At 52.8% G+C, this 22,960-nt stretch carries 20 protein-coding genes and 1 pseudogene; 7 read left to right on the top strand and 14 right to left on the bottom strand.

What is annotated here, in order from left to right; genetic code table 11:
• Positions 1 to 34: 34 nt before the first annotated feature.
• On the top strand, positions 35 to 1,243 hold the full coding sequence (locus HNQ64_RS24265) for a GNAT family N-acetyltransferase (protein WP_184206218.1): 1,209 nt from the start codon (positions 35 to 37) through the stop codon (positions 1,241 to 1,243).
• Here the strand turns inward: HNQ64_RS24265 and HNQ64_RS05360 are convergent.
• The 3 genes from HNQ64_RS05360 to HNQ64_RS05350 are packed head-to-tail and all read right to left on the bottom strand — an operon-like array spanning position 1,143 to position 4,214.
• Positions 1,143 to 2,441 carry a glycosyltransferase gene (locus HNQ64_RS05360; protein WP_184206216.1) on the bottom strand — a complete coding sequence of 433 codons (1,299 nt, stop codon included), beginning with the start codon at positions 2,439 to 2,441 and terminating at the stop codon, positions 1,143 to 1,145. The genes HNQ64_RS24265 and HNQ64_RS05360 overlap by 101 nt on opposite strands.
• Positions 2,438 to 3,409, bottom strand: coding sequence for a polysaccharide deacetylase family protein (locus HNQ64_RS05355; protein WP_184206214.1), 972 nt, complete (start codon positions 3,407 to 3,409; stop codon positions 2,438 to 2,440). Before HNQ64_RS05355 ends, HNQ64_RS05360 begins: the two co-directional genes overlap by 4 nt.
• 13 nt (positions 3,410 to 3,422) lie before the next feature.
• Positions 3,423 to 4,214 carry a class I SAM-dependent methyltransferase gene (locus tag HNQ64_RS05350; protein WP_184206212.1) on the bottom strand — a complete coding sequence of 264 codons (792 nt, stop codon included), beginning with the start codon at positions 4,212 to 4,214 and terminating at the stop codon, positions 3,423 to 3,425.
• A gap of 172 nt (positions 4,215 to 4,386) precedes the next feature.
• On the opposite strand from HNQ64_RS05350, the gene HNQ64_RS05345 reads away from it, so the two are divergent.
• Entirely contained in the window at positions 4,387 to 5,064 is a 678-nt protein-coding gene (locus HNQ64_RS05345; RefSeq protein ID WP_184206210.1) for a hypothetical protein, read from the top strand.
• A gap of 52 nt (positions 5,065 to 5,116) precedes the next feature.
• Here the strand turns inward: HNQ64_RS05345 and HNQ64_RS05340 are convergent, their stop codons facing one another.
• The 4 genes from HNQ64_RS05340 to HNQ64_RS05325 form a co-directional block, all read right to left on the bottom strand.
• The gene (locus HNQ64_RS05340) at positions 5,117 to 5,911 is read right to left on the bottom strand and encodes a class I SAM-dependent methyltransferase (protein WP_184206208.1); all 795 of its coding nucleotides are present in this window, start codon (positions 5,909 to 5,911) and stop codon (positions 5,117 to 5,119) included.
• A gap of 263 nt (positions 5,912 to 6,174) precedes the next feature.
• Complete coding sequence (locus HNQ64_RS05335; protein ID WP_184206206.1) at positions 6,175 to 7,119, bottom strand: glycosyltransferase family 2 protein; 945 nt, start codon at positions 7,117 to 7,119, stop codon at positions 6,175 to 6,177.
• Between the two features lie 7 nt (positions 7,120 to 7,126).
• Positions 7,127 to 8,404, bottom strand: a complete 1,278-nt coding sequence (locus HNQ64_RS05330; protein ID WP_184206205.1) for a glycosyltransferase — start codon at positions 8,402 to 8,404, stop codon at positions 7,127 to 7,129.
• A 376-nt stretch (positions 8,405 to 8,780) separates the two neighbouring features.
• The gene (locus HNQ64_RS05325) at positions 8,781 to 10,301 is read right to left on the bottom strand and encodes a lipopolysaccharide biosynthesis protein (protein WP_184206203.1); all 1,521 of its coding nucleotides are present in this window, start codon (positions 10,299 to 10,301) and stop codon (positions 8,781 to 8,783) included.
• 262 nt (positions 10,302 to 10,563) lie between these two features.
• On the opposite strand from HNQ64_RS05325, the gene HNQ64_RS05320 reads away from it, so the two are divergent.
• Entirely contained in the window at positions 10,564 to 11,793 is a 1,230-nt protein-coding gene (locus HNQ64_RS05320; protein ID WP_184206201.1) for a DUF1015 domain-containing protein, read from the top strand.
• A 53-nt stretch (positions 11,794 to 11,846) separates the two neighbouring features.
• Here HNQ64_RS05320 and aroQ read toward each other — a convergent pair whose 3' ends face one another.
• Complete coding sequence (gene aroQ, locus HNQ64_RS05315; protein ID WP_184206199.1) at positions 11,847 to 12,299, bottom strand: gamma subclass chorismate mutase AroQ; 453 nt, start codon at positions 12,297 to 12,299, stop codon at positions 11,847 to 11,849.
• Positions 12,300 to 12,430: 131 nt separating this feature from the next.
• Positions 12,431 to 13,981: a PQQ-binding-like beta-propeller repeat protein gene (locus tag HNQ64_RS05310; RefSeq protein WP_184206197.1), complete on the bottom strand. Its 1,551-nt coding sequence runs from the start codon at positions 13,979 to 13,981 to the stop codon at positions 12,431 to 12,433.
• Positions 13,982 to 14,053: 72 nt separating this feature from the next.
• On the opposite strand from HNQ64_RS05310, the gene HNQ64_RS05305 reads away from it, so the two are divergent.
• Both HNQ64_RS05305 and HNQ64_RS05300 read left to right on the top strand, forming a co-directional pair.
• A complete protein-coding gene (locus HNQ64_RS05305; RefSeq protein WP_184206195.1) occupies positions 14,054 to 14,722 on the top strand; it encodes a hypothetical protein in 669 nt (222 codons plus the stop codon).
• A gap of 57 nt (positions 14,723 to 14,779) precedes the next feature.
• A complete protein-coding gene (locus tag HNQ64_RS05300) occupies positions 14,780 to 16,861 on the top strand; it encodes an FAD-dependent oxidoreductase (RefSeq protein ID WP_184206193.1) in 2,082 nt (693 codons plus the stop codon).
• Between the two features lie 61 nt (positions 16,862 to 16,922).
• Here the strand turns inward: HNQ64_RS05300 and HNQ64_RS05295 are convergent, their stop codons facing one another.
• Positions 16,923 to 17,333, bottom strand: coding sequence for a hypothetical protein (locus tag HNQ64_RS05295; protein WP_184206191.1), 411 nt, complete (start codon positions 17,331 to 17,333; stop codon positions 16,923 to 16,925).
• A gap of 126 nt (positions 17,334 to 17,459) precedes the next feature.
• Between HNQ64_RS05295 and HNQ64_RS05290 the strand changes: the two genes are divergently transcribed.
• Both HNQ64_RS05290 and HNQ64_RS05285 read left to right on the top strand, forming a co-directional pair.
• Positions 17,460 to 17,864 carry an FKBP-type peptidyl-prolyl cis-trans isomerase gene (locus HNQ64_RS05290; protein WP_184206189.1) on the top strand — a complete coding sequence of 135 codons (405 nt, stop codon included), beginning with the start codon at positions 17,460 to 17,462 and terminating at the stop codon, positions 17,862 to 17,864.
• Between the two features lie 57 nt (positions 17,865 to 17,921).
• Positions 17,922 to 19,445, top strand: a complete 1,524-nt coding sequence (locus HNQ64_RS05285) for an arylsulfatase (protein ID WP_184206187.1) — start codon at positions 17,922 to 17,924, stop codon at positions 19,443 to 19,445.
• 9 nt (positions 19,446 to 19,454) lie between these two features.
• Here the strand turns inward: HNQ64_RS05285 and HNQ64_RS05280 are convergent, their stop codons facing one another.
• The 4 genes and pseudogenes from HNQ64_RS05280 to HNQ64_RS05265 all read right to left on the bottom strand — a co-directional run.
• Positions 19,455 to 20,114, bottom strand: a complete 660-nt coding sequence (locus HNQ64_RS05280; RefSeq protein WP_184206185.1) for a SanA/YdcF family protein — start codon at positions 20,112 to 20,114, stop codon at positions 19,455 to 19,457.
• Positions 20,114 to 22,006 carry an O-antigen ligase family protein gene (locus tag HNQ64_RS05275; protein WP_184206183.1) on the bottom strand — a complete coding sequence of 631 codons (1,893 nt, stop codon included), beginning with the start codon at positions 22,004 to 22,006 and terminating at the stop codon, positions 20,114 to 20,116. Before HNQ64_RS05275 ends, HNQ64_RS05280 begins: the two co-directional genes overlap by 1 nt.
• Positions 22,007 to 22,053: 47 nt before the next feature.
• Complete coding sequence (locus HNQ64_RS05270) at positions 22,054 to 22,575, bottom strand: YkgJ family cysteine cluster protein (protein ID WP_184206181.1); 522 nt, start codon at positions 22,573 to 22,575, stop codon at positions 22,054 to 22,056.
• Positions 22,576 to 22,717: 142 nt separating this feature from the next.
• A pseudogene (locus HNQ64_RS05265) lies at positions 22,718 to 22,960 on the bottom strand (ammonium transporter); the annotation flags it as partial.

Raw genomic sequence — 22,960 nt, 5'->3', positions numbered from 1 at the left:
TTGTTCTATCGCTTTTAAACTCTCCCCTGTTCGTGTGTTTCCCACCACACCTGTTATCCCCCCAGCTCATCGTTCCACCTCCGTCAAGCTCCGCCTAGTGAGCACGCAAGATGGTTGGGATTCGCTTAAGGGTGGGTGGGATGAACTGCTGAAAGACAGCCAAGCAGACGCCCTCTTTCTCAGTTGGGACTGGCTAGATGCTTGGCTCGGCGTGTATGGCCAGGGTGGCCAGTGGACCATCCTCGTGGCCGAGGATGAAACGGGCCGTTTGCTGGGCATCGCCGCCATGATGATTGACCAGGGTACCAAGATCCCCGGGAAATGGATTCGAAACCTTCTCCTCATCGGACAAAAAGCCGATACCGCCTCTGAATACCTCGACTGGATCTTGCGACGTGGTTTTGAAGAAGCTGTCGCTACGGCTTTCTGCCAATACCTTTTAGAGGACTTATCCGAGCGCTGGGACCTGCTTCAGTTTGAAGCCATGCGGGAAGATTCCTGCAGCGTGCCCTGGATCCAAAAAGCCTTTGTTGCGCGTGGCATCCAGCCCCGCACCCAGCGCATCACCCAGGCCCCTTACGTCAGCCTTCCTGCGACGTGGGAGGACTTTTTAGCCAGACGTTCTTCCACCTACCGGCAACGCTGGAAAAAGCTGCACCGGGAACACAACATTGTCATTCGCCGGGTCGGTCAGGACTTTACCGTGGCTGAAGGCATGGCCACCTTGCGAGGGCTGAACTCCGCCCGCTGGGGAGACCAGCGGCAGAGTTTCCTCTCCCCTAATTACGTGCGCTTTCACGATGAAATCGCCACGCGCTTTCATCAGAAGGACCAGTTGCTTCTCATCTTTTTAGAAGTGGATGGGCAGATCATTGCAGGCCGTTATGACTTTGCGTATGGAGGCAAAGGCTGGTGCTTTCAGGGAGGCTGGCTGCCTGAACATGAAAAGCTGAGGCCCGGCCGCACCATGATGGCCCACCTCCTGCACACATGCATCCAGCGTGGGCTATGTGAGTATGACTTCCTTGGCGGAGAAGCCTCCTACAAAGGTGAATGGAGCAATGGAGAACGCGGCATCATGAACCTTTACGCGCGCAATCCAGCCTCGCTAAGGGGCAACCTTTTTGAAAAGGCCAAAGCCCTCAAAACCTACCTCTCGCCAAAGAAGAAAGCAGTTCATGCAGCGGCTGATTCACCACAGGGAAATGATACTGCGCCATCTTCGCCTTCCCCCTTGGACTAACTTCCAGCATCCCCGCATCCCAGGCCTGAAGCTGCCGCTCTAACGCCATCGCTATCTCTTGGGGATCATCTTGATTCGGGCATTCCAATCCACAGTTTTGCAGTGTCTGAGCAACCGCACTCCGTGGCGGGGCGATGCCTAATACCGGCTTTAAAAAAGCGAAGTATTCGATCAGCTTAGTCGGCAAAAAAACGCCACGAAGGCCATAAGAGACATCCACCACCACCAGCAGATCCGCCTGGGCCGTCATCTCCTGGCACTGCGCATACGGCACGGCTGGCTTCAAGCTCACGATCTCCTGCAAACCTAAACGGTCCACCAACGACTGAAAACACGTGGTCTCTTCTCCCACACATTCGAGCGATAACCTCCCCTTTAAAGGCATTCTCTCATTCAGCAAGGCCAGCCCCTGGAAGAGGGTATCCGGAGTGCGATAGACTGGATAAAAAGCCCCCATGTGCAATAAGCGCAAAGGTCTTTTGTGATCACGCTCAATGTTAGGCATGGATGGGAAGTTGGCAAACCCATGCGGGATCACATGCACTTTATCTGCCCAGGCAGCGGGATATTTCGCCATCACTTTATCCGCCAGGGGACGATTCGGAAAAACCAGCGCATCTGCCTCCCGCACCACTCGACGCTCCAGCAGGCGAATCCATGTCCGGTGGATCAGCCCATCATAACTGAAATCCCACCAAGGATCACTGAAATGCGCTACCCAGGGTCTGCGCGTATGCTGTTTCAAAACGCGTGCTGCCAGATTGCTAACATTCCGGGGAGCACGTGAATAAATCACCGCTTCTGGATTTTTAGCCAGCCAGCCGAGGCCTAAACGCACAGCTTCTCTTTCCCACATCAAATTAGGACAGGGCAGCCAGCGGCTTTCCACATGCCCCAAAAGCACACGCTGGATCTTTCCCATGTCAGGCTGGCTAAGCCCACCGTTGGATTCAGTCCGTAGAACTTCGATCTCAGGGGGTAAATCCGCCAAAAGGCCAGCATCCACTTTCGCCCGGCTAGAGTGCCGTGGAGAGGTCACCACCCCCACCTGCCAGCCACGCTGGTGCAGGTCCACCGCATTGTTTCTAACCAACAATGATTCAGCTCCATGCAGAGGCGGAAAATTGTGCGATACCAGCAGCACGGCACTGCCTTTTTCCCCTCGCGTCTCGACAGATGTCCGCCCAAGGTCGCTCATACCTGATTGCGATCCATGCCAGACATCAACCACTGGAATTTCATCAAGTCCATATCGTCGGTAATGCCAAAACGCTTTAGCAAATAAGGGCTCTCCCCGGGCTGGGTAAACCCACACAACGTGGTCATAGTAGATTCAAAACCCAAGTCTTTTATGATGCTCTCCGTCTCAGAAGAAAAATCTTCTCGGCTGCCATTCGGGTAGCAAAAGTGGATGCAAGGGCGGCCCGTTTCTTGTTCGATGATTTCTTTAGATCTCTGCACCTCAGCCTTCACCACTTCGGCGCTGCACCGTCCTAAAATCCAATGGCAGTGCGTGTGCGCTGCCAGGGTGATCAGCCCCGATTCCTGCATCTCTCTCACATGCTCCCAGTCCAGGGCGCGAAAAATAGGCGGAGCATTTTCGGCATTTGAATTCTCTAGCCGATGCCCCAACGAAGTCTCCAAATGTTGCAGTGCTGGCATCAGGTCCGCTGGGGCCATGGATTTGAACTTCTTCTTCGTTTCCACCAGCTCTGCCTTAGTCCTGCCAGCATGATCCAGAGCATAGTCCACACGGTCCACCCAAATGGGTTTTTTCTCAGAGACAAACTCGGTCGCGAGGAAGATCGTGGCTGGCATCTTGTACTTCTTCAGCAACGGAAATGCTAAAGTGTAATTGGATAAAAAACCATCATCGAAAGTCAATACGACACTGGATTTCGGCACGGGTAGGCCTAGTCGTAGGCAGCGGATCAACTCATCCAAAGGGATGACCTGGAAGTGATCTTTAAGATGTTGTAGAAACGCTTCAAAACGTTTCACATGCAGGTGCTTGTGTTGGCAATTTTCCAAGCCCGAATGCTGCCGATCCGTCAGGCCATGAAACATCAAAATAGCGGCCCGCTCCCGGTTCCACCATCTAAACAGATGAGGAATGCCTGACCATAAAATGCCCCGCAAAACAAGTTGTTTGAAGACCTGCATCATAACTCAGGCCCAACTAAGCCGCTTTTTCGCAGAGATAGTAAATCGGCGTTTCACGCAATGACACATCCGTAAGGTCACGGTAGGCCCCCTTTTTGTCCAGCGCACGCACATGGGTAAAACCAGCCGCTTTGAGCTGAATGGCCTGCTTGTCTGGTGCGATGTTGTAACGCAACAGGCGAAACGAATGCGCGGCATCCAGATTGATCACATAGTCTTCATGAAACTCCTGATCTTTGCGGTGAAGCACGTAGTTTCTCACCCCTTCCAAAAAATCTCGCGAGGCTCGAGCGATCCCGCGCGGTGACCAACTCAAATATAAATCTTGAATCGCGGCCAAGGACCAGGGAGGGCCACTTATTGAACGGGCATTGGCCGACGAAAAAGCAAATAAGCCGCCGGGTGCCAACACCCGACGAACCTCGGCTAAGATCTTGAGGCGATCCTCATGATTGACGCAATCAATCCCACTCCAAGAGAACATCACAAAGTCAAATTCGCCCTCGCTAAAGTCAGTCAAAGAACGGGCATCTGCAGATCTAAAGTCATTGCCAGGAAAGCGTTGACGACATTTTTCAACCATATTCGGGGCGAAATCGACCCCCACATAACGCTGTGGAGCACACTCCAACAAGAAAGCAGTCGTCCTGCCTGCACCCACGCCAATATCGAGGATGTTTTTCCCTTTTAAAGAAGGGCCAAAATCTCTCAAAATGGTTGATTCACCGAAAACCATCCCTCGCTTGTTTGCATACACATCCACGATCTGGACATCGCCAAAAAGTTTTATGTTTAGTTCGGCAATCATGCTCTCTATTGAGAAGGATGGAGGACGCTGCAAGTAGAGTCAAGAGAATCGCTTTGTTTGCATCTCCCACAAAACACTTCATATACCAGATGTCACTGTCGTGACTCCAACCGTGCCCCAAATAGACTGCCCATTTAGACGTTACCCGGCGATTCGACTCTCCCATCAGTGGATGGCTGAACGTCCCAAATGGAACGATGCCATGCGGCTGACGGCCTATTACAACTGCCGAAGCCAAAAGCCTCATTTCGCCTTTTTGCGTTTTCCAAAACGAGTGCTTGAGGTTCAGCTTCAGGTTGGGCCCGACAACCTTTTGAGCGCCTGTGATGAATCCGTACGCTACAAGATACGCCGCGCCCAGCGGGAGGGCGTGACCTCGGAGATTGAAAGCGACCAAGAGACGTTCAGGTCCTTTTACAATATCTTTGCTGACAGCAAAGGGTTGGAGGAACTCGACTCCAGGCAGCTCAACTTTTACTGGTCCTCCCTCATCGTGACCAAAGCCATGCACCAAGGTGCCCCTCTAGCCATGCACGCCTATATGGTGGATGCAAAGGCTGACCGCGCCACCCTGCTTTATTCATGCTCACATTTCCGAAATGCTGAAGACAGCAAAACGAGGAACTTCCTCGGAAACGCCAGCCGCTTCCTTTACTGGGATGACATGCGGCGATTTTCAGATCTTGGGATCAAGACTTTTGACTTTGGCTACTTCGGTAACGAAGATCAAATATCCCAGGTGAATCAATTCAAGAAGGGCTACCCGTGTGAGGAAAAAAACGTCAGCACCTACATATCACTGCCGCTTTACTTTTTCATGCGTTTGACTCGAAAAAACCCCACTTTTTGACACCTTCCTACGTGGCTCCAGTAGTCTGGAAGCCACATGCAAGAAGCCTTCCCTATACCGCCTTTCGGAAGGCATAGTGAAACCAGGAAGAAACCGAGTCTTCAGCCTCCTCCGTGACCTTTCTGCCCTGCGTATCATAAATGGCTAACAACTCCAAACCCAGGGGTTGCACCTGTGCGATCAAAGAGCTTTTGGTGATGTAATAATGCGGAGCTGAGAATGTATTGCCACTGTCATGACGCAGCGCATACTCTTCACAATCGATGGCAGATGCAGCCGTTCTTTTCCAGGAGCGAATACCTTCCAAATAAAGCAGGATAAATTTCCACATGCGCCCTGGATGTTTGGAACGGTACAAGTATTTCAGTGCGTAAGGATTTGCTTTGGGTTGCTGACGGTTATGGCTGGAAAGAGCAAACAATCCCCCCGGTTTCAAGACGCGGTACATCTCCTTCAGCGTCTGCATGCGCCCCTCGTGGGCCAGGCAGTCGATGCCATTGAATGAAAATAACACAAAATCGAACTCCCCGTCTGCATAAGCAGAAAGATCTCGCGCATCCCTCACCTCCAGCCTAGCCCCTGGAAAGCAAGCCCCAGCGATCTCGATCATGTCTGGAGAATAATCCACCCCCACGTATTCACTGGCCAAAGGCAATAAGAAGCGAGTGGAGCGACCACCTCCGATACCGATATCCAGAATTTTAGCACCTTTTATTTCCTGGCCAAAGTCATTGAGAAAGGCTTGCTCCTCCGGCATGACGTACTGCTTTTTTGCCCATCGTTCCGCCACCTCTTTTCCGAGGTAGCAGCTATGATTGAGAGCATCTGTTTCTCGTTTTAAAGCCATGGTTCACTCTATACGTAGATTTTTAAATGCAAACCTTCCATCGGAGAGAATGCTTAGCGGCTTCTACGCCAAAACTTGATTCTAGGCCGGTTTCAAAAGAGAGTCCGAAAAGCGGCGCTGGGGTCGGGACGATGGGCATTCACCGCAAGCGGGACTTGGCTATTTTCATGAAGATAGCAGACTGCGCTTTTGCCTTGCCACACATCCGCCCGCGTCCGCTTTTTCAATCGGCCCCTCTTTTTGATAACCTGTCTAAAATCATTTCAACGGACGGCTTTGGTTTGACGGCCCAACAACGAAAATTGAAGATGGCGTATGAGAAAACGCAGCCGTGCTAAAGATGGCCAGGCTGGACGGTGATCTCCACTCAACCAGGGCCACAGCCAGACAGACTGCAAGACTAAAGCCAACGCTTTACCATGCAGCCCTGCCATGGAGTAGTTCATCGCGCTTTGATAAAGCTGCACGGCGGCAGATTCACGCCACACCCAGAATGGCTGGGTGATGTCTGGATTATTTCTCGCTTTCTCCAAAACTCGTTGAGTTACGATCTCCTGCTTTTGCGGCTGATGAGATAGACTGGTCGCGCCTAACCGGAAACGATAGAAAACCTGATCCAATAAAATGAAATGATAACGGGCCGCGATGCGGATCCACATATCCCGATCCTCAGCACCACCGACAGAGGCATCGTACCCACCCAATTCCAGCAACACACTTTTACGCAACAGCGCTGTAGGCGCGAGGGTATTGCGCAGAATCAACATGCGCACATTCACCAGGCTAACCTGTGAACTGGCTTTTTGAGTGTAGTCTTCGGCAGATTCAGCACCTTCCCTCCATTCCACCCACTCCCCCATCACCACGGCAGGCGCTTCCCGCTCATTTAAAGCTGCCTGCACAGCCACTTCCACCATCCAGGGAAAAAGAGCATCATCTGCATCTAAAAACACCACCCATTCATGGGAGGCTAAAGTCAGCCCCGCATTGCGTGTGCGTGACACCCCTGCATTGGCCTGCCTCACATAACGGATACGGTCCCCGAAAGCAGCCGCGACTTCCGGCGTGTTGTCGGTGGATCCATCGTCAATGACCAGCACTTCAAGTGCGGGATAAGTCTGTGCTAAAGCCGAGGAGATCGCATCGCCCAGATAGCGCCCATAGTTATACGCGGTGATGATGACCGTGACTCCAGGAAGGGTATTCATGGCATTTCTAGGCGCGATATCCAGCCTCCGTTACCTTTCTCAGGATGCCGAGCAAGGGCTGGTTGATACGATCAATATGGAAACGATCCATGCCCTGTCGTTGAGCCGCTGTCAGCCCCCAACGTCCAGACTCCCACGCCTCTAGCAACTGGGCCAGACACCGTGCGATGTGGTCTGGATCCTTCGAATCAGCCCAATGCAAATGGGTCTCACGAAGGACATCCGCGACAGCACTTTTTTTCTCCGCCAATCCCAAAACAGGATGATCATACGCAAAGGCTTCGATCAACTTCGTTGGCAAAAAGACGCCACCATGGCCGGGCATATCAATGATCAGGGTGAGGTCACTGCTCGCAATTTGCCGCTGACATTCATCAAAAGGCACGCCACCTTGGAGTTTCAGCACATCGCCCACCCCTGCTGCATCCACCTGAGGCTGGAAACACGTGGTATCTACACCGATACAGGTGATCTCCAAACGTCCCGCCAAAGATTGAGTCCGGCCCAAACGACGAAGCGCCTCGATCAAAGCATCCGGCGTACGCAAATTTGGATAAAAGGCCCCCGCATGAATCACTTTGAGAGCACGCCTCATTCCCCCCGGGGAGTCTAATTGGCCCACTCCCGCAGCCTGCGGCTCATAACCATGCGGGATGATGTGAACCCGCTGCCGCCACTCCTGCGGATATTTACTCAGCACACATTCGGCTGTCTGCGGGGCGACGAAAACCAAAGCATCCGCATCACGCAGAATCTTACGTTCAAAGTACAGACCAATCATGCGCTGGAGAGTTTTGTAGCGTAATCCAGCACTGATCCAGGGATCGCTAAAATGAGCCACCCAGGGTAGGCCAGTCGCTCTTTTCAGACGCCACCCCACCACATTGCTCACATGCTTAGAAGCTCTGGAATAGATCACATCAGGCCGCCATTCTTTGACGATGGACTTTGCCCTAACCGTCGCAGGAAACATCCACGGTAAATAAACCTCCGGCAAAATAAACCGCCCCGTCCCCAAGACCGCCAAACGTCCCCAGTGAGGAGACCTTTCCATCACCACGGCTTCTGGACTCGGCACACGGTCAATCAGGATCTCACCGGGTAAGCCACGCAAAAGAGATGCATCCATAGCCTGCGTCGCATGAGCTTGCGTAGTGGTAAGAACACGCACCTGGAGGCCCGACCGATGCAGAAACTCGGCATTCATTTTCACCAAGCTCGATTCCGGCCCCGCCGTCGGCGGGAAATTATGAGAAACCAGAAGTACTTTGGACAGGTTTCCCATAAACTACAGGACTCTCTCGACCGATTTCAAATCCTTCATCATCCACCCAGGCAATCCCGCCCACTGATTAAACCCCGTGTTCAACAGGGAAATCGGCTGGTCGAAACTGGAGGGTTCATGAATCACTCTTTTCACTGCTAATGCATGTACTTTTGACAGAGCGCAATCACACCTTCTCCATAAAATGCACGCGTGAATCTGGGATGCCGGGATTTCATGAGACCTTAAGACTGAAAGCGACTGAAGAATAGACTCAACGTTATCAACGAATATCTAGCATTTTAAAGGCTAAATTCCTCATAAAAACCTCACTCATTTCCTCACACGCCCCATCAATTCGACCTGAATAGAAAGATGTGAATTCACTATTGCAGGCTTACACAGAGGGTGCCCGCTTCAGCAGCTTCCTCCAGAGAGTTTGTCGTGTTGTAGCATCGAAGGCTAACCATGGCACGGTCACGGCAAACACCAGCGTGTAGCCGACACTGCAAAAGAACAATTCACCATAATCAGGCGTCAGCCAGCTGAGCGCCCACCATGCGTAAATGCTGGGTAAGATCAGAGAAAGCAACATCGGCCCCAAAACCATGCCAAAGAGATAATACAAGGGATTCAACTTCGCATAATCACGAATGAGCCACGGCATCACTAAAAGATAAAAGACACACATTTCCAACGCTGTGCCCATCACCACACCACGAACGCCCCAGATCGGACCTAAAATCAGCGCGCAAATGACGGTCACCACGCCCCCGAGGAAATTCGCCCACACCAGCCAGCGCTGTTTATTAAGTGTGTAGAGCAGACTGTGCGCGGGGTACTGCATGAAACGCAACCCATACGGAAAAGCCAGAATCAACATGACATCATGCGCACGACCAAAATCGGCCCCCATCCAGCGTTTGAAAAAAGCTTCTCCGAAAAACGCCAAGCCACCTACAGCCCACGCGGAAAAAATCACCGTTAAACGCGTGACCTTCCGGAATTGATCACGCAGGGCCTCTTGATTATCGGCCCCATGCAGTTGGCTAAAAGCCGCCAAAACTTGTCCCCCGAAAAGCGCATTGACCACATCTTCGAGAATCGTGATCAACCTCATGCCGATCGAATAAACCGGCACCTCAGCCAAGCCACTCATCTTGCTGATCAGGAAGGGATTCACCTGAATACGAAAACTCTCCCCCACATTCAGTAACAACAGGGAGTTGCAGTAACTGAAGAGCTCACGTCGCGTTTTTTGCGTCAACTCATGCGGCAAACCTTCCACACTCGGGCGCTTGAGACGGCGGGCCATCAAAGTCTGCAACCCCAGTTCAAGGCAGTCCCCTGAACCATGCGCCACCGCCGCGCCAATAAGACCGAATCCCGAACGTAAAGCCACCGTCATCATCACCACCTGGAAAAGAGACCTCCCGATGGAGCACCAGGCTAGCAAGTCATAGCGCACGTGGGCACGTAGCAGGACCATCGGCATCCGGAAAATAAATCGCAGAGCCGTCGTGGTGCCACACACCGCCAGAGGCATGGTCACCTCCAGTGGGGAAAAGGCATGCGAAGCTAGCCACGGCATGAGAGGCAGCGACGCCATCGTGCAGACGAAGATCGAAATACCGATGACCTGAAAAAAGTGTCGCGATACCGACAATACAGCTCCTTCCCGAGATTCATCCCCTGAACCCACCGCCATCGCGAAGTACCGTGTGCTCGCCAGCGTGACGCCAAGGTCGAGTAGAAGAAAGAAACTGATGACATTCATGGCCAAAAGCCACGAGCCGTAGCCATCATCCGTCAGGCATTGCAGCATCAAAGGAGCGGTGTAAAAAACCACCACGATCTTGACCATGTGATCCAGCAAATTGGCACCGGAACCGCGAAGGAGATGTCGGCCTAGACTCATCAGAAAAACTTCAGCATTGGGCGTTCTTTATCACCATTCATCTTCATCCAAAATAGATCATCTCATCAAACATGGGGTCGCCATTGCGCTTGAGGCACCTCAAATTGTCAACCTCAAGCCGACGGCTGATGGATAGCAGTGATTCATGATCCGCCAACCCGTTTACAGAAAACATTCCTCAGATTGACACATTTTCCGAAAGCTCAAAACGTCCACGGCGTCGCTTGACGCCTCCCCTCACCCCGCCAAGGGTGCCCGTCCCATGCGCTTTCGTTCATTCCAAGGTCTCGTACCAGCCCCAGAACACGCCGCTGATGTTGCGGCGGTGCCTTACGATGTTGTCAATCGTGAGGAGTCCTATGCCCTCGCTCATGACAAGCCGCTGAACCTCCTCCACGTGGACCGAGCAGAGATTGATCTCCCCCTGGAGGTGGATCCCTATTCCCCAGAAGTCTATGTCAAAGCCCGCGAAAACTTTGAAAAACTGCAAGCTGAAGGCGCTTTAGTACGGGAAACGGCTCCCAGCCTTTATCTGTATCGTCAGACCATCGGCGAGCACAGCCAGACCGGACTCGTCGGCGTCTGCCACACTGAAGATTACGAAAACGACGTCATCAAAAAGCACGAGAAGACCCGCCAGGATAAAGAAGATGACCGAACCCGCCTTGTGGACTCATTGAGTGCCAATACGGGGCCTATCTTCCTGACCTATCGCGGTGTCCCAGCGATTGACATGATCGTCAATGATTTCCGTCTCAGCAATGATCCTGTGCATGATTTCACCGCACCAGATGGTGTACGTCATCAAGTCTGGCGTCTGCCCGTGGGCACATCGGCAGACATTGAGAAGCTGTTTTCGCATCAAGTCCCCGCCGCTTATGTGGCAGATGGCCACCATCGCGCCGCGAGCGCTTTCCGCGTAAGCAAGCAGCGCAAGGCCTCCAACCCTGAACACAATGGGACGGAAGATTATAACTGGTTCCTCTGCGTGCTGTTCCCGGGAAATGAGCTGAACATCCTGCCCTACAATCGCGCCGTGAAAGACCTGAATGGTCATGATCACGACAGCTTTTTAGCTCAAGTGGGTAAGATTTTCAAAGTCTCTAAAACCGATGTCAAATCCCCGACCAAGCCTGGACATGCCAGCATGTATCTAGCAGGCCAGTGGTATGACTTGGAATGGAAGGCGGATGCGGAGGCTAGCCCGATTGACCAATTGGATGTCAGCATCCTGCAAGACAATCTTCTAAAACCTCTCCTCGGCATTGATGACCCGCGTACCAGCAAGCGCATTGACTTCATCGGCGGGATCCGCGGCACAGCTGAATTGGAAAAACTGGTGGATGGTGGGGACCACGCTGTGGCCTTCAGCATGTATCCTGTGACGGTGGATCAGCTCATGGCGATCTCCGACGCCACCCAGATCATGCCGCCAAAGAGCACGTGGTTTGAGCCGAAGCTTCGCTCAGGCCTCTTCATTCACACGTTCTAAAAGAACCTTCCACACAATGCCGGACGAGGAATCTCCTTGTCCGGCATTTTTTGTTAGGGGGAGAGGCCTGCTTTCACCCCTTGAATGACGTAGTCAATGACGACCTCCGCATACCCCTGCTGCTGCAACGCATCACGGGTGTGACGAACAATGAGGCCTGCATCCCCAGACTGTCGACTGTGAACGAGTGCAGCGATCATTCTATGGCCGATGTCATCCAAACGCGGCCGCACTTCCGTGGTCAGATCTGGCAAGGGTCGGTCCCTCCAGGATTCAGGCTTGGGGCGTGACAGCCAGTCCTCCTGAAAGGCCTTGGCGGCCAGGATCTGGCAGGCAAAGAACTGCCGCACACGCTCCGGTGGTAGGCCAGCCTCCTTCCCCTGCTTTTCCATCGCCTGAAGTAGCACCTCCTCACGCACTGGATCCGAAATAGGTGCAGCTTTGGCACGCTTCACCTCTGCCACTTCATCCATCCAAGACAAACGCTCAGCGACAAGCAAGGTCAATGAATTTGGCGCTTTTTCATCCGCCCATCCCAGGGAAATAAACGCAAAAAAAGCATACAGGCCCAACCACGAACGAGACAATTTTTGAGTTCTTTTTTCCCACATCTCTTCAGCTCTTGAGTGGTTCACTTTCATTTCTGGGGGCGTAGATCAAAGCAAACCAACTTCTCGCGTTGCCTAACAATAAGCTTGCCATGACTCAGGGCGGGGGAAGAGCAGCCCATCCCCTCCACTTTCGCCCGGGCTAGCTGTTGGTAGGCACCAGGTTGAGCTTTGACGATGCGTAAATGCGTGCCGTTATTTTCATAAACGAGGAGTTTGCCATCCGCTATGATGGGTGAGGTAATAGTGCTGTTCACTTCGTTTTCCAGCCATGTCACTTTGCCAGTGGCCAGCTCCACACACTGGTGCTTCCCCCCGCAGGTGAGGTACACGTGATTTTCATGGATGATGGGGCTACCGCTGTATCGCATCGTTACCCAAAAGTGCGACCACACCGCCTTGGGCGCAGCATCCTTCACGTATTGGTAAGCGCGCAATCCCACATCCTTGGCACCACTGTAAACGACCAGCCAATCTCCCTGTGTCACTGGAGTGGACTGGCCACCGCCTTCCGCCGTCCACAGAACCTTGCCATCCGCTGGTGAAAGACCATACACCGCATTGGCCCCGACGATCAGCAGCACAGGCGCCCCTGAAGTTGGTGTCCACAGCGTAGGGCTGCCTGTATTACCTTTAGCTTCCTTTTGCTCCCACAGCAGTTGGCCATCTTTTGTGGAAAAGGCCTGGGCACGCCCTGCGGCCATGTAAACACTGTCGCCGATGACTAACGGAGACGCGGCAGGTCCACCCGCTGGCAGCGCAGCTTTCCAGATCATTTGGCCATCCTTTTGGTTCAGGCAATAAAGATGCGTGCTACCTGCGGCATACACTTTTTCATCAACCACAGCTGCGGTGCTGCTGGAGCTGCGTCCGGTGGGCTTTCCCTCCACCTCAAACTTCCAAACTTGCTTGCCTGTGTTCAAGTCCAGGAAGACAACCACGTCCTTTGCCACCTTGATCGTATTTGGCACAGCAGTCATCAGCTTGTCTTTGACAGCTTGAGAGAATTTTTCGTCTTCCATCCACTGCTTGAGTTCATCCACATCGGAGAAAGGTTTTCCTTCACGCTTAGCCACCCGGCTTAGTTCTTCCAAAGGGAGCGCGCTCTTCCCGGCCTTGAAGCGTGACTCGGCCCATTTCCCTAGACTCACGTCTTCTTTAGGCGTGAGGTTTTCCTTGCGCCAAGCTATCAGCCATTCGTCCAGTTTGGAGCCACGCATGGCAGGCATGGAAAGGCGATCCGCTTCCATTTTCTTCATCAGTTCAGGCGAGACACCGCGGTAGTTCATCTGCTGCATGACCTCACTATCAATCTCACGCTTCTCGGAAGACACCTTGTCATGCCAGACCACGGAAATAAAGGCCTGCTCCCCAGCAATGACGGGACTCCCGTGACCGCCGAGGTGATCGCTAGGAATGAAGTCACTTTCCCACACTTTGGTCAGGCCAGCTTCGGGGAAGGTTTCCGCAATCGGCGTGGTATCGGTAGAAACACCATCGCGGGAAGGACCCCGCCATTGAGGCCAGTCAGCCAGGGCGGTGGTGAGAGACAAAAGAAACAGCGTGGTGACAAGGCGCATAAAGATGCAAGGATCAACGAAAGGGTGATCACGGGCCTTTCATTTCGGAGTGGAATGTCCCAAGATGCCCCCATGAAGTGGCTTTTGCCTCTGCTCGTTTTATGCCTACCCCTGACATCGCAGGCCCATCCTGCCGATGTCACACCTCTAAAGGTGAAGGTGGAGAAGAATAAGTTAGAGTTCCGCTTCACTTTAAATCTGTTCATGCTCGGGAAAATGGTGAAGCTGGATACGGATGAGGATCTTCGTCTAACAGCTTCGGAACTGGAGGCTGCGAAACCCGAACTCACACTTTTTCTTCGCGACCATCTGCTGCTACGGCTCAATGAAAAAACGGCCAAGCTAGGAGGCATCGCCCAGCTTGAACCGCTCTGGCCCTCGGCAGAAAGCGTAGATGTGCGTGAGGTCGAACGGGCTGTGGATGTGACGTTTATTTTGCCCTGGCCTGAAATCATCGCCAACGTCTGGATGGAATTCACGGGCTTTCCCCAGTGGGGTGAATTGGCGACGATCCAGGCCACCTACGAGCAGGGAGATTTGCGCATGCAGGTGCCGTTTAGCCAGACAGAGCCTGACTATCTCTATGACACAGGCTTTGGGGCTGAGGAGATTTTCCAGACACCGCCTGCCAAGTCAGCTCCAACCACGCCCATGTGGGCCGTGTATGCGTTTGAAACCTTCATTTTCATCGTGCTGCTAAAGGCTTTCTTCTCCTTTTTTCTAAAGCCTACGAAAGGCTGACGGCAAAGTATCCCGTAAGGTTGACAAAGCGGCTGCTTCTGGCCGATTACACCCCTCATGAGAGTCCCAACCTGCCTCTTCGCCCTTTTGTCCCTCCATCTCGCTGCCCAAGCGGCTACCTCGGAGCACGATGTCGTGATCTACGGCGGCACTTGCGCCGCCATCACCTCAGCTGTGCAGGTGAAAAAGATGGGCAAATCCGTCATCATCGTCAGCCCAGACAAACATCTCGGCGGCCTCAGCAGTGGGGGCCTGGGTTTCACTGATACGGGTAACAAGGCGGTCATCGGTGGCCTTTCCCGCGAGTTTTATCATCGCATTTACATGCACTATCAGAAGGACGAATCCTGGGTGCAGCAGAAGAAAAGCGAGTATGGCAATAAAGGCCAGGGCACCCCGGCCATGGATGGCGAGAACCGCACGATGTGGATCTTTGAACCGAGCGCGGCGGAAAAGATCTTTGAAGCCTGGATCAAAGAACAAAACATAACGGTCGTGCGCGATGCCTGGCTGGACCGCGCCAAAGGCGTGAAAAAGGAAGGCGACAAGATCGTCTCCATTACCACGCTGGATGGCAATACCTATGCAGGCAAGATGTTCATAGATACCACCTATGAGGGCGACCTCATGGCCGCAGCAGGCGCTGACTACCACGTAGGTCGCGAGGCTAACAGCGTCTATGGTGAAGAACACAATGGCATCCAGGTGGGCGTTCTGCATCACCGCCACCACTTCGGCGCGGTGAAGGAACCCATCAGCCCGTATAAAATCCCTGGTGATCCCAAAAGCGGAGTATTGGCCCGCATCAGCACGGAGGCTCCAGGCGTCAAAGGCGAGGGTGATAAACGCGTGCAAGCTTACTGCTTCCGTGCCTGTTATACCAATGATCCAGCCAACCGCATCCCCTTCCCCAAACCCGAAGGCTATGATGCCAACCAGTATGAACTGCTCCTGCGCGTGCTAAACACCGGCTGGGGGGAGTTCTTTGAAAAGTTTGATCCCATCCCTAACCACAAGACAGATACAAATAACCACGGCCCCTTCAGCTTTGATAACATCGGTTACAACTATGACTATCCTGAGGCCAACTACGAGCGCCGCCGTGAGATCATCGCTGAGCACCGCACGTATCAGCAAGGTCTGCTTTGGTTTGTCGCCAATGATCCTCGAGTGCCAAAAGAATTGCAAAAGGAACTGAATACCTGGGGCCTACCCAAAGATGAGTTCACGGATAATGGCAACTGGTCCCACCAGCTCTACATCCGTGAAGCCCGCCGCATGATCGGCCACTTTGTGATGACCGAAAACGAGCTGCGCAAGTTGAAGCCCACTCCTGAATCTGTCGGCATGGGGAGCTACACCATTGATAGCCACAATGTTCAGCGCCACATCACCGCTGAAGGCTACGTGCAGAACGAAGGTGACATCGGTGTGAGCACCAATGGCCCCTACGAGATCGCTTACGGCTCCTTGGTGCCGAAAGAAGGTCAGGGATCCAATCTCCTCGTGCCAGTGGCCATGTCCGCCAGCCACATCGCCTATGGCTCCATCCGCATGGAGCCTGTGTTTATGATTCTGGGTCAGTCCGCCGCCAGCGCTGCTGTGCTAGCCATTGACGGAGACCTACCTGTCCAAAAAGTGCCCTATGCCAAACTGCGGGAGCAGTTGCTCAAGGATGGCCAAATTCTCGAATACACTGCCCCTAAAAGCGCTCGCGGCCTTGATCCTCAGGGTATGAAGGGCGTCGTCGTGGATGATGAACAAGCCATTAAAATGGGTCACTGGCAGGAAAGTGGCGCAGCCAAGAAATTCATTGGCAATGGCTACAGCCACGATGGCAACAGCACCAAAGGCGAAAACACCGCCTCCTTCCGTGCCAAGCTGCCAAAGGCCGGACGCTATGAAGTAATCTTCGCCTACGCGCCTAACAACAACCGTGCAAGCAATGTTCCTGTTACAGTGAAGCACGCCGCCGGTGAAACCAAGGTCACCGTGAACGAGAAAAAAGACGGAGCCTTCGATGGGCTGGGTATGTCTTTAGGAACCTTTGATTTTAATGCTGAGGCGGAAGTCAATGTCACAACCGCAGGCACCGATGGCTATGTGGTTTTGGACGGTGTCCAGTGGATTGCTCGGTAAATTCCAACCATTTTAGAACCCAAAAATCCAAGCCCGATTGCGTCCTCGCAATCGGGCTTTTTTATCCGATGAAAATCCAGGCCAAGAGCAAACCACGCACAGTCCAGGCAACAGTGCGAAGCCAGTTTGTGCGGACAAGTTTTTGGATCACGGATTCAGACCAACCGAACTCCGTGAGTTGATCGTGAATCGGCACCTGAATCAAAAAAGTGGCCAACCACACCATTGCAATCCACGGCAGGCTGAACAGAAAAAGCGAAGCCCTCTCCCCCAGCCAAAGCACCCCTATCGCTGAGGCCACCTCCAACAGCATCAAAGGGACTACCACGAAGGCAATGCGCAAGCAATGCCCGCAGTGGTAACGACTGAATGCCTCACGCCCCACGTCTAGAAACAAAGGATACTGGACGATCTGGACATGCCAGATTAACCCGATCAGGGCCCAAGTAATGAAAGTGTGGAATTCGAGCATGGAGCAAAGTTTGCACGCAAATTTAAAGCGACTTAAAATGGATGCATTGAATCTTTCCAGATTCGCGGCATGAAAGGAGGTCTCTACGCCTGATGCCCAAACCAGTCAGGCCGCTTTTATTTCTCTATGTCAGGCCATTCCCCTCTCGAACTCGGCAAAGCATTCCTCGCAGAAAATGCCACTCAACCTGGAGTCATCACGACTGCCAGCGGGCTGCAATATTTGGTTCTTCAAGAAGGCACCGGGAAAAGCCCGACTCTCAAAGATACCGTGGTCGTCCATTACCGCGGCACCCTCATCAATGGGGCAGAATTTGACAGTTCTTACCGCCGCGATGAACCTGCCGAGTTCCCACTGAAACGTGTCATCAAGGGCTGGAAAGAAGGGGTGCAGTTCATGAAAGAAGGTGCGAAATTTCGCTTCTTCGTTCCTCCAAAACTCGGCTATGGCAGCAAAGGTTCTGGCATCGAAATCGCCCCGAATGAAACCCTGATCTTCGAGGTGGAACTCCTCAAGGTCTGGGAAGACTGAGCTAGGTCGGCACTTTCGCGCAATCTTTGTGATCGTCGTATCGTTTCAGCGGATGTCATGATCCGCTGCATTCTCTTTTGCCTCCTTAGCTTAAGCTCCCTGGTCTTTGCCGATCTGGCGGGAACACGACCTAACATTGTCTTCATCCTCACCGACGACCAAGGCTATGGGGACCTCTCAGCGCACGGTAACCCCATCCTTAAAACACCCCACCTGGATCAACTGCGCAGTGAAAGTGTGCGTTTTTCAGATTTCATCGTTAGCCCTACCTGCGCCCCCACTCGCAGCGCACTCCTGACAGGTCGGCATGAGTTTAGAAATGGCATCACTCACACCATCCTGGAGAGGGAACGTCTAGACCCCAAGGCGACCACCATTGCTCAAGTTCTAAAAACGGCCGGCTACACCACCGGCATTTTCGGCAAATGGCACCTGGGGGATGAACCTGAATACCGCCCTCGTGCCCGTGGTTTTGATGAACAGTTCATCCATGGCGGCGGTGGTATCGGCCAGAGTTACCCTGGCAGCTGTGGGGATGCCCCTGGCAACACCTACTTTGACCCCGCTATTTTGCATAACGATAAGTTCGTCAAAACCAAAGGCTACTGCACCGATGTCTTTTTCGCTCAAGCTTCGCAATGGATGGCGAGTGTCAAAGGCAAGCAGCCGTTCTACTGCCACATCGCCACCAATGCGCCTCACAGCCCCTACATCGCGCGCCCCGAAGACAAAGCCCTCTACGCTGGCAAGGTGCCTGATGATGACGCGGCGAGTTTTTTTGGCATGATTCATAACATTGATGAAAACGTCGGTCGTCTCATCGCTAAGTTGGATGAGTGGGGCATCGCCCAAAATACATTGGTCGTTTTCATGAATGACAACGGCGGCACTGCCGGTGTCAAAGTTTACAATGCGGACATGAGAGGCGCGAAAGGCACCCCCTGGCGTGGTGGCACTCGCGCCATGTCCTTTTGGCGCTGGCCGGGCAAGATCCAAGAGGCTGAATGCACGGCACTCACGGCTCATGTGGATGTCTTTCGCACCTGGGCCAGCCTTGCTGGAGCCAGCCTGAATCCAACAACTGAAATGCAGGCGGAAGGGCGTAACCTGCTACCTTTGCTGGAAAATCCAAAAGCCGAGTGGCCTGAGCGCACCCTCTTTAGCCATGTGGGCCGCTGGCAGAAAGGAACGGACTATCATGCGGCCAAAAACCGCAACGCCAGCATTCGTACTCCGCAGTATCAGCTCGTCAGCGAAGGCCCACGTCCACAACGCCCTAAAGCGGAAACCCCTACCGCAGGTTGGCAGCTTTTTGACCTCCGGGCAGATCCCTCTCAAACACGCAACCTTGCAGCAGAGAAACCTGAGATCGTCAACTCGATGCTGGCCAGTTACGACCAATGGTGGGACTCTCTCAAAGGCCAGATTGATCTCAATGAAACAGCCAAAGGTCCAAAGCTGAATCCCTTTGCTGAGGAATACTGGAAACAGTTCGGCGGGCAACCCACGGCCGAAGATCTAGCCCGCATGAATCCAGATAAAGCCTGGACCTTTGAAACCCAGAGAGCGAAGAAAAAGTAAGCTCACTTTTTATCGGGAGATACTCACCTTCGGCCCGTAGAACTTTGGTTCCGTTTGCAACAAAGTGACATCCAGCACAGCATTCACACGGGCCAGATACTCGCGCAGGTGAGTCATCAAACCTACAGAGCGAGAAACATCTTTGGCATTGAATCCCACGGCATCCAGGTCGTGATGGAGCGCCAAAAAGACGGCTCGTTCATTATGAAAGCGTTGAGAAACCACTATGAACTTTTTCTGGTCGAAAATGGCTTTGGCTCGCACCACTGAGTCGAGAGTGCGAAATCCTGCATAGTCACAGTAAATGTCATGCTCTGGCACACCTCCCGCGATGAGAGATTCCTTCATCGCTGTGGGTTCGTCGTATTGATGAGTGCCATTGTCCCCACTGACGATAAACGCTTTCACTTTATCTGCCTTGTAGAGCTCAATAGCCGCTTCAATACGATAGCGATAAAACAAATTTTCCTGGCCAGCAATCCTGGGGGAGCACCCTAAAACCAGAACAACTTCCGCAGCAGGCAATTTGGCCACATCATCATAGCACCTCCCCTCACCTTCATACCTCACCCACTGATCGCTGGCGAAAATGAGGCCCATGATAAGGAACAAGATGAAGACCAAACCTAACAAAAGGCGCTTCAAACTAACTTTGAAGTTAAGCTTCATTAATTACTGGGAGGAGATTGCCGAATCAAAGCCACATGCTGGAGAAGCAGGCGATAATTATCAATCCAACGGCTTGAGCCTTCTTCATTCATCGCTTTAGCCTCACCAGCCCAGAGATAAGCGGCCTCGGCCTTTTCAAACTGGCCTAAACGATGCCAATGCACCGCCAACGCCATGCGGGATTCTTCATGCAAAGGAGCCAAGATTAATGCTCGATGCAGTTGTTCTAAGGCTTCTTGATGACGGCTCTGTGCATCATAGGCATCAGCCAAAGCTAGAGCATATAGGTAGTGGTGTGGATTCAGCTTCACTGCCTGCGCCAGATCTTCGGTAGCACGTTTTAGAACTGGGTGATTGGGCGTTCGCTGATCAGCACGCAGTTTGCCCAATAAAGATAGCCCCCGCAGATAGCGAGCCTCTGGATTCATGGGGTCTTTATCCACCGCTGCATTGAGCTCCTGGGATTGCTCAAAGGCATCCTTCTGTGCCTCCGCTATTTGGGCTTTCGCGACGTGATAATCACTCAAGCCATAAAACCAAGGGCCTGTGATTAACAGAACAGATGCTAGCCCTAACAGGATCTTTGTCATCAGCCGAACAGGCGGTAACCGCAAAGAACGACGTTCACTCCCTTCAAATCCAGGATTGGCCAACAATCCCAAAAGCAATGCCGCCGTGAGCGTGGGGGCTGCAACATGAAATTGAAATTCAAAAATCGCATGCACGAGCATCGCCGTCAGCGCAGCCAGAGCACCTAAACAAAAAGCTAGGTGATTGCTCATCAGGCGCCCCGTTTGAAGGAAACGATGACGGGTAAACCAACCGATAAATGCCAAGCCATTCCAGGCGTGAGCCATGATCACCAGTACGAGAAGAACAAGACCAACCCAGCCATAGTCGGCCAACATTTGAAGGTATTCATTGTGGGCAAAAAGCGCCTCCCCTGCATACGCGGGCAGCTTCTCAGAACGATATTGCACACTGCCATCATAAAACATTCGACTGCCCGCGCCCACCCAGGGGGATTGCGCATGCTGTGCCAAAGCCGCCTGCCAGATTTCCAACCGCACATCATTTGCCATGGGGCTGGTGATCTCACGTCCTCGCAGATACTCTTCGTTCACCTTCCATAAAACAGCTCCTCCTAAAACACTTACAACCAACCCACCACCTAACAAACTCCAGAACAAATGACGTTGCGTCTGCCAGACGATCCCCAGAGCCAGCAGTGAAAATAGAGCGGCCCCTATAGCCAAGCCCGTCAGAGCTCCACGGCTAGCTGTCAGAGCTACACCGATCATCATCGAAATGATCAGAAACCCAAGGCACATTTTTAAAGCCGCTCCCCCTCGACCAAAGCAGAGAAACCCAGCCGCTAAAAAAAGCACCATCGAAAAGAAAGCGCCGAGGTGATTTGGATTTGCAAAGAAACCGCCAATCCGGCCCTCCGTGGCCGACCGCAGAAAAAACGGCACCACATGAAACTGCCAATTTCCTGAAAGGTGGATAAAGCCCACGACCAAGTTCCCAAGCACCAAAGTGAGCAACACCGCAAAAATAGCGACCCGCCAGCGCGGATGACTGGCGGCTGTGACCGTGAGCATATAAACCACCCATGCTCCCGCCAGAATAAACAAGTCCTCCCGCGCATAGGCAGCCACTGGCGATAACCAAGCCCGGCTCGCTACATAGCCCGTGAATAAAACACTTGTTGCCAGACAAATATCACTTGGTGGAAAGAGCACCCGCAAGCGCCAACGCAGGGTTGCCACTAGCCCAGCCAGCCCCAGCAAAGCAGCCCCTGGCCAGAAAAAAAGCAGCCGCGTCTCAGTGCCTAACACCCCAGTGAAAAGCAGGCCCAAAAGAAAAAACACCAAGGCGACGGATTGCATAGAACCTAACTTTCTGCCGCTAATTGAGCCAAGATGCAATCCTGCTCTCAGCCAAGAGTTAACTCCGTGGGTTCAATCCGGAAATGAACATTCAAAAAATCGTGCAGCTCTTGTGCGGCTTCGCACAGTTCACGTTTCGCAACTCCGCCAGTTTTTGTCACGCCTTCCTGGCATCGCTCCAACAATGGGCGCCCATGTGTTTCATTTCCACATTCATGCAGAAGGTGTTCCACCCGTGCCACTTTCGATTTCGCTAGCGCTATGATTTCGAGAGCTTGATTTTCTGAGGTCTCTTCCGAACTCAATTTCTTGATTTGCTGACACTCAAACAAACGGCATCGCGATGGCCTGTCGTTGTAAATCTGGCAGGTACAGTCCTCAAGAAACCGGCAGGGCTGATTAAAATACGGCTCTTTTTTCTTCCGATTGATCTTCAGCCCCAGTGACTCTAGCCGCTTCACCGAATCCACCTGCTGCAGGCGAACGATGTGGAATAAAACCCCGTTGCAGCACATGCCACAGGCTAAGCAAAGGCGGGAGGCTGCTGCAGTAACATCCGGGAAAAGCATGATAGCTATTATCTGAGCCAGCATTTACCTGGATCGGCAAGCATGTAAGCAAACACTTTGTATTTTCCTTTTGAATGAGCACAAAAAAGCCGGAGCGCTTTCACGCTCCGGCTTCTCTCACGCAGGGCATGCCTGCGAAATCTTAGTGCTCGTAACCTGCCTCACCGTGCTCAGCCAGATCCAGACCGATCTGCTCAACTTCAGGCGTTGGGCGAAGGCCTACCAGCAGCTTCACAATGATGGTGATCACCACGGTTGCAGCCACGCTCCAGAGGATTGTCAGGGCGACGGCCTTCAACTGATTCATCAGCAGTCCTTCTTTCAGACCTGCCACGATGGAGTTGGCTTTCTCATCAGCAAACACACCTGTCAGGATAGCGCCCAG

This window comes from Prosthecobacter dejongeii, from assembly GCF_014203045.1.
Lineage (GTDB): Bacteria > Verrucomicrobiota > Verrucomicrobiia > Verrucomicrobiales > Verrucomicrobiaceae > Prosthecobacter > Prosthecobacter dejongeii.
This window is presented reverse-complemented; position numbering and strand designations above follow the sequence as displayed.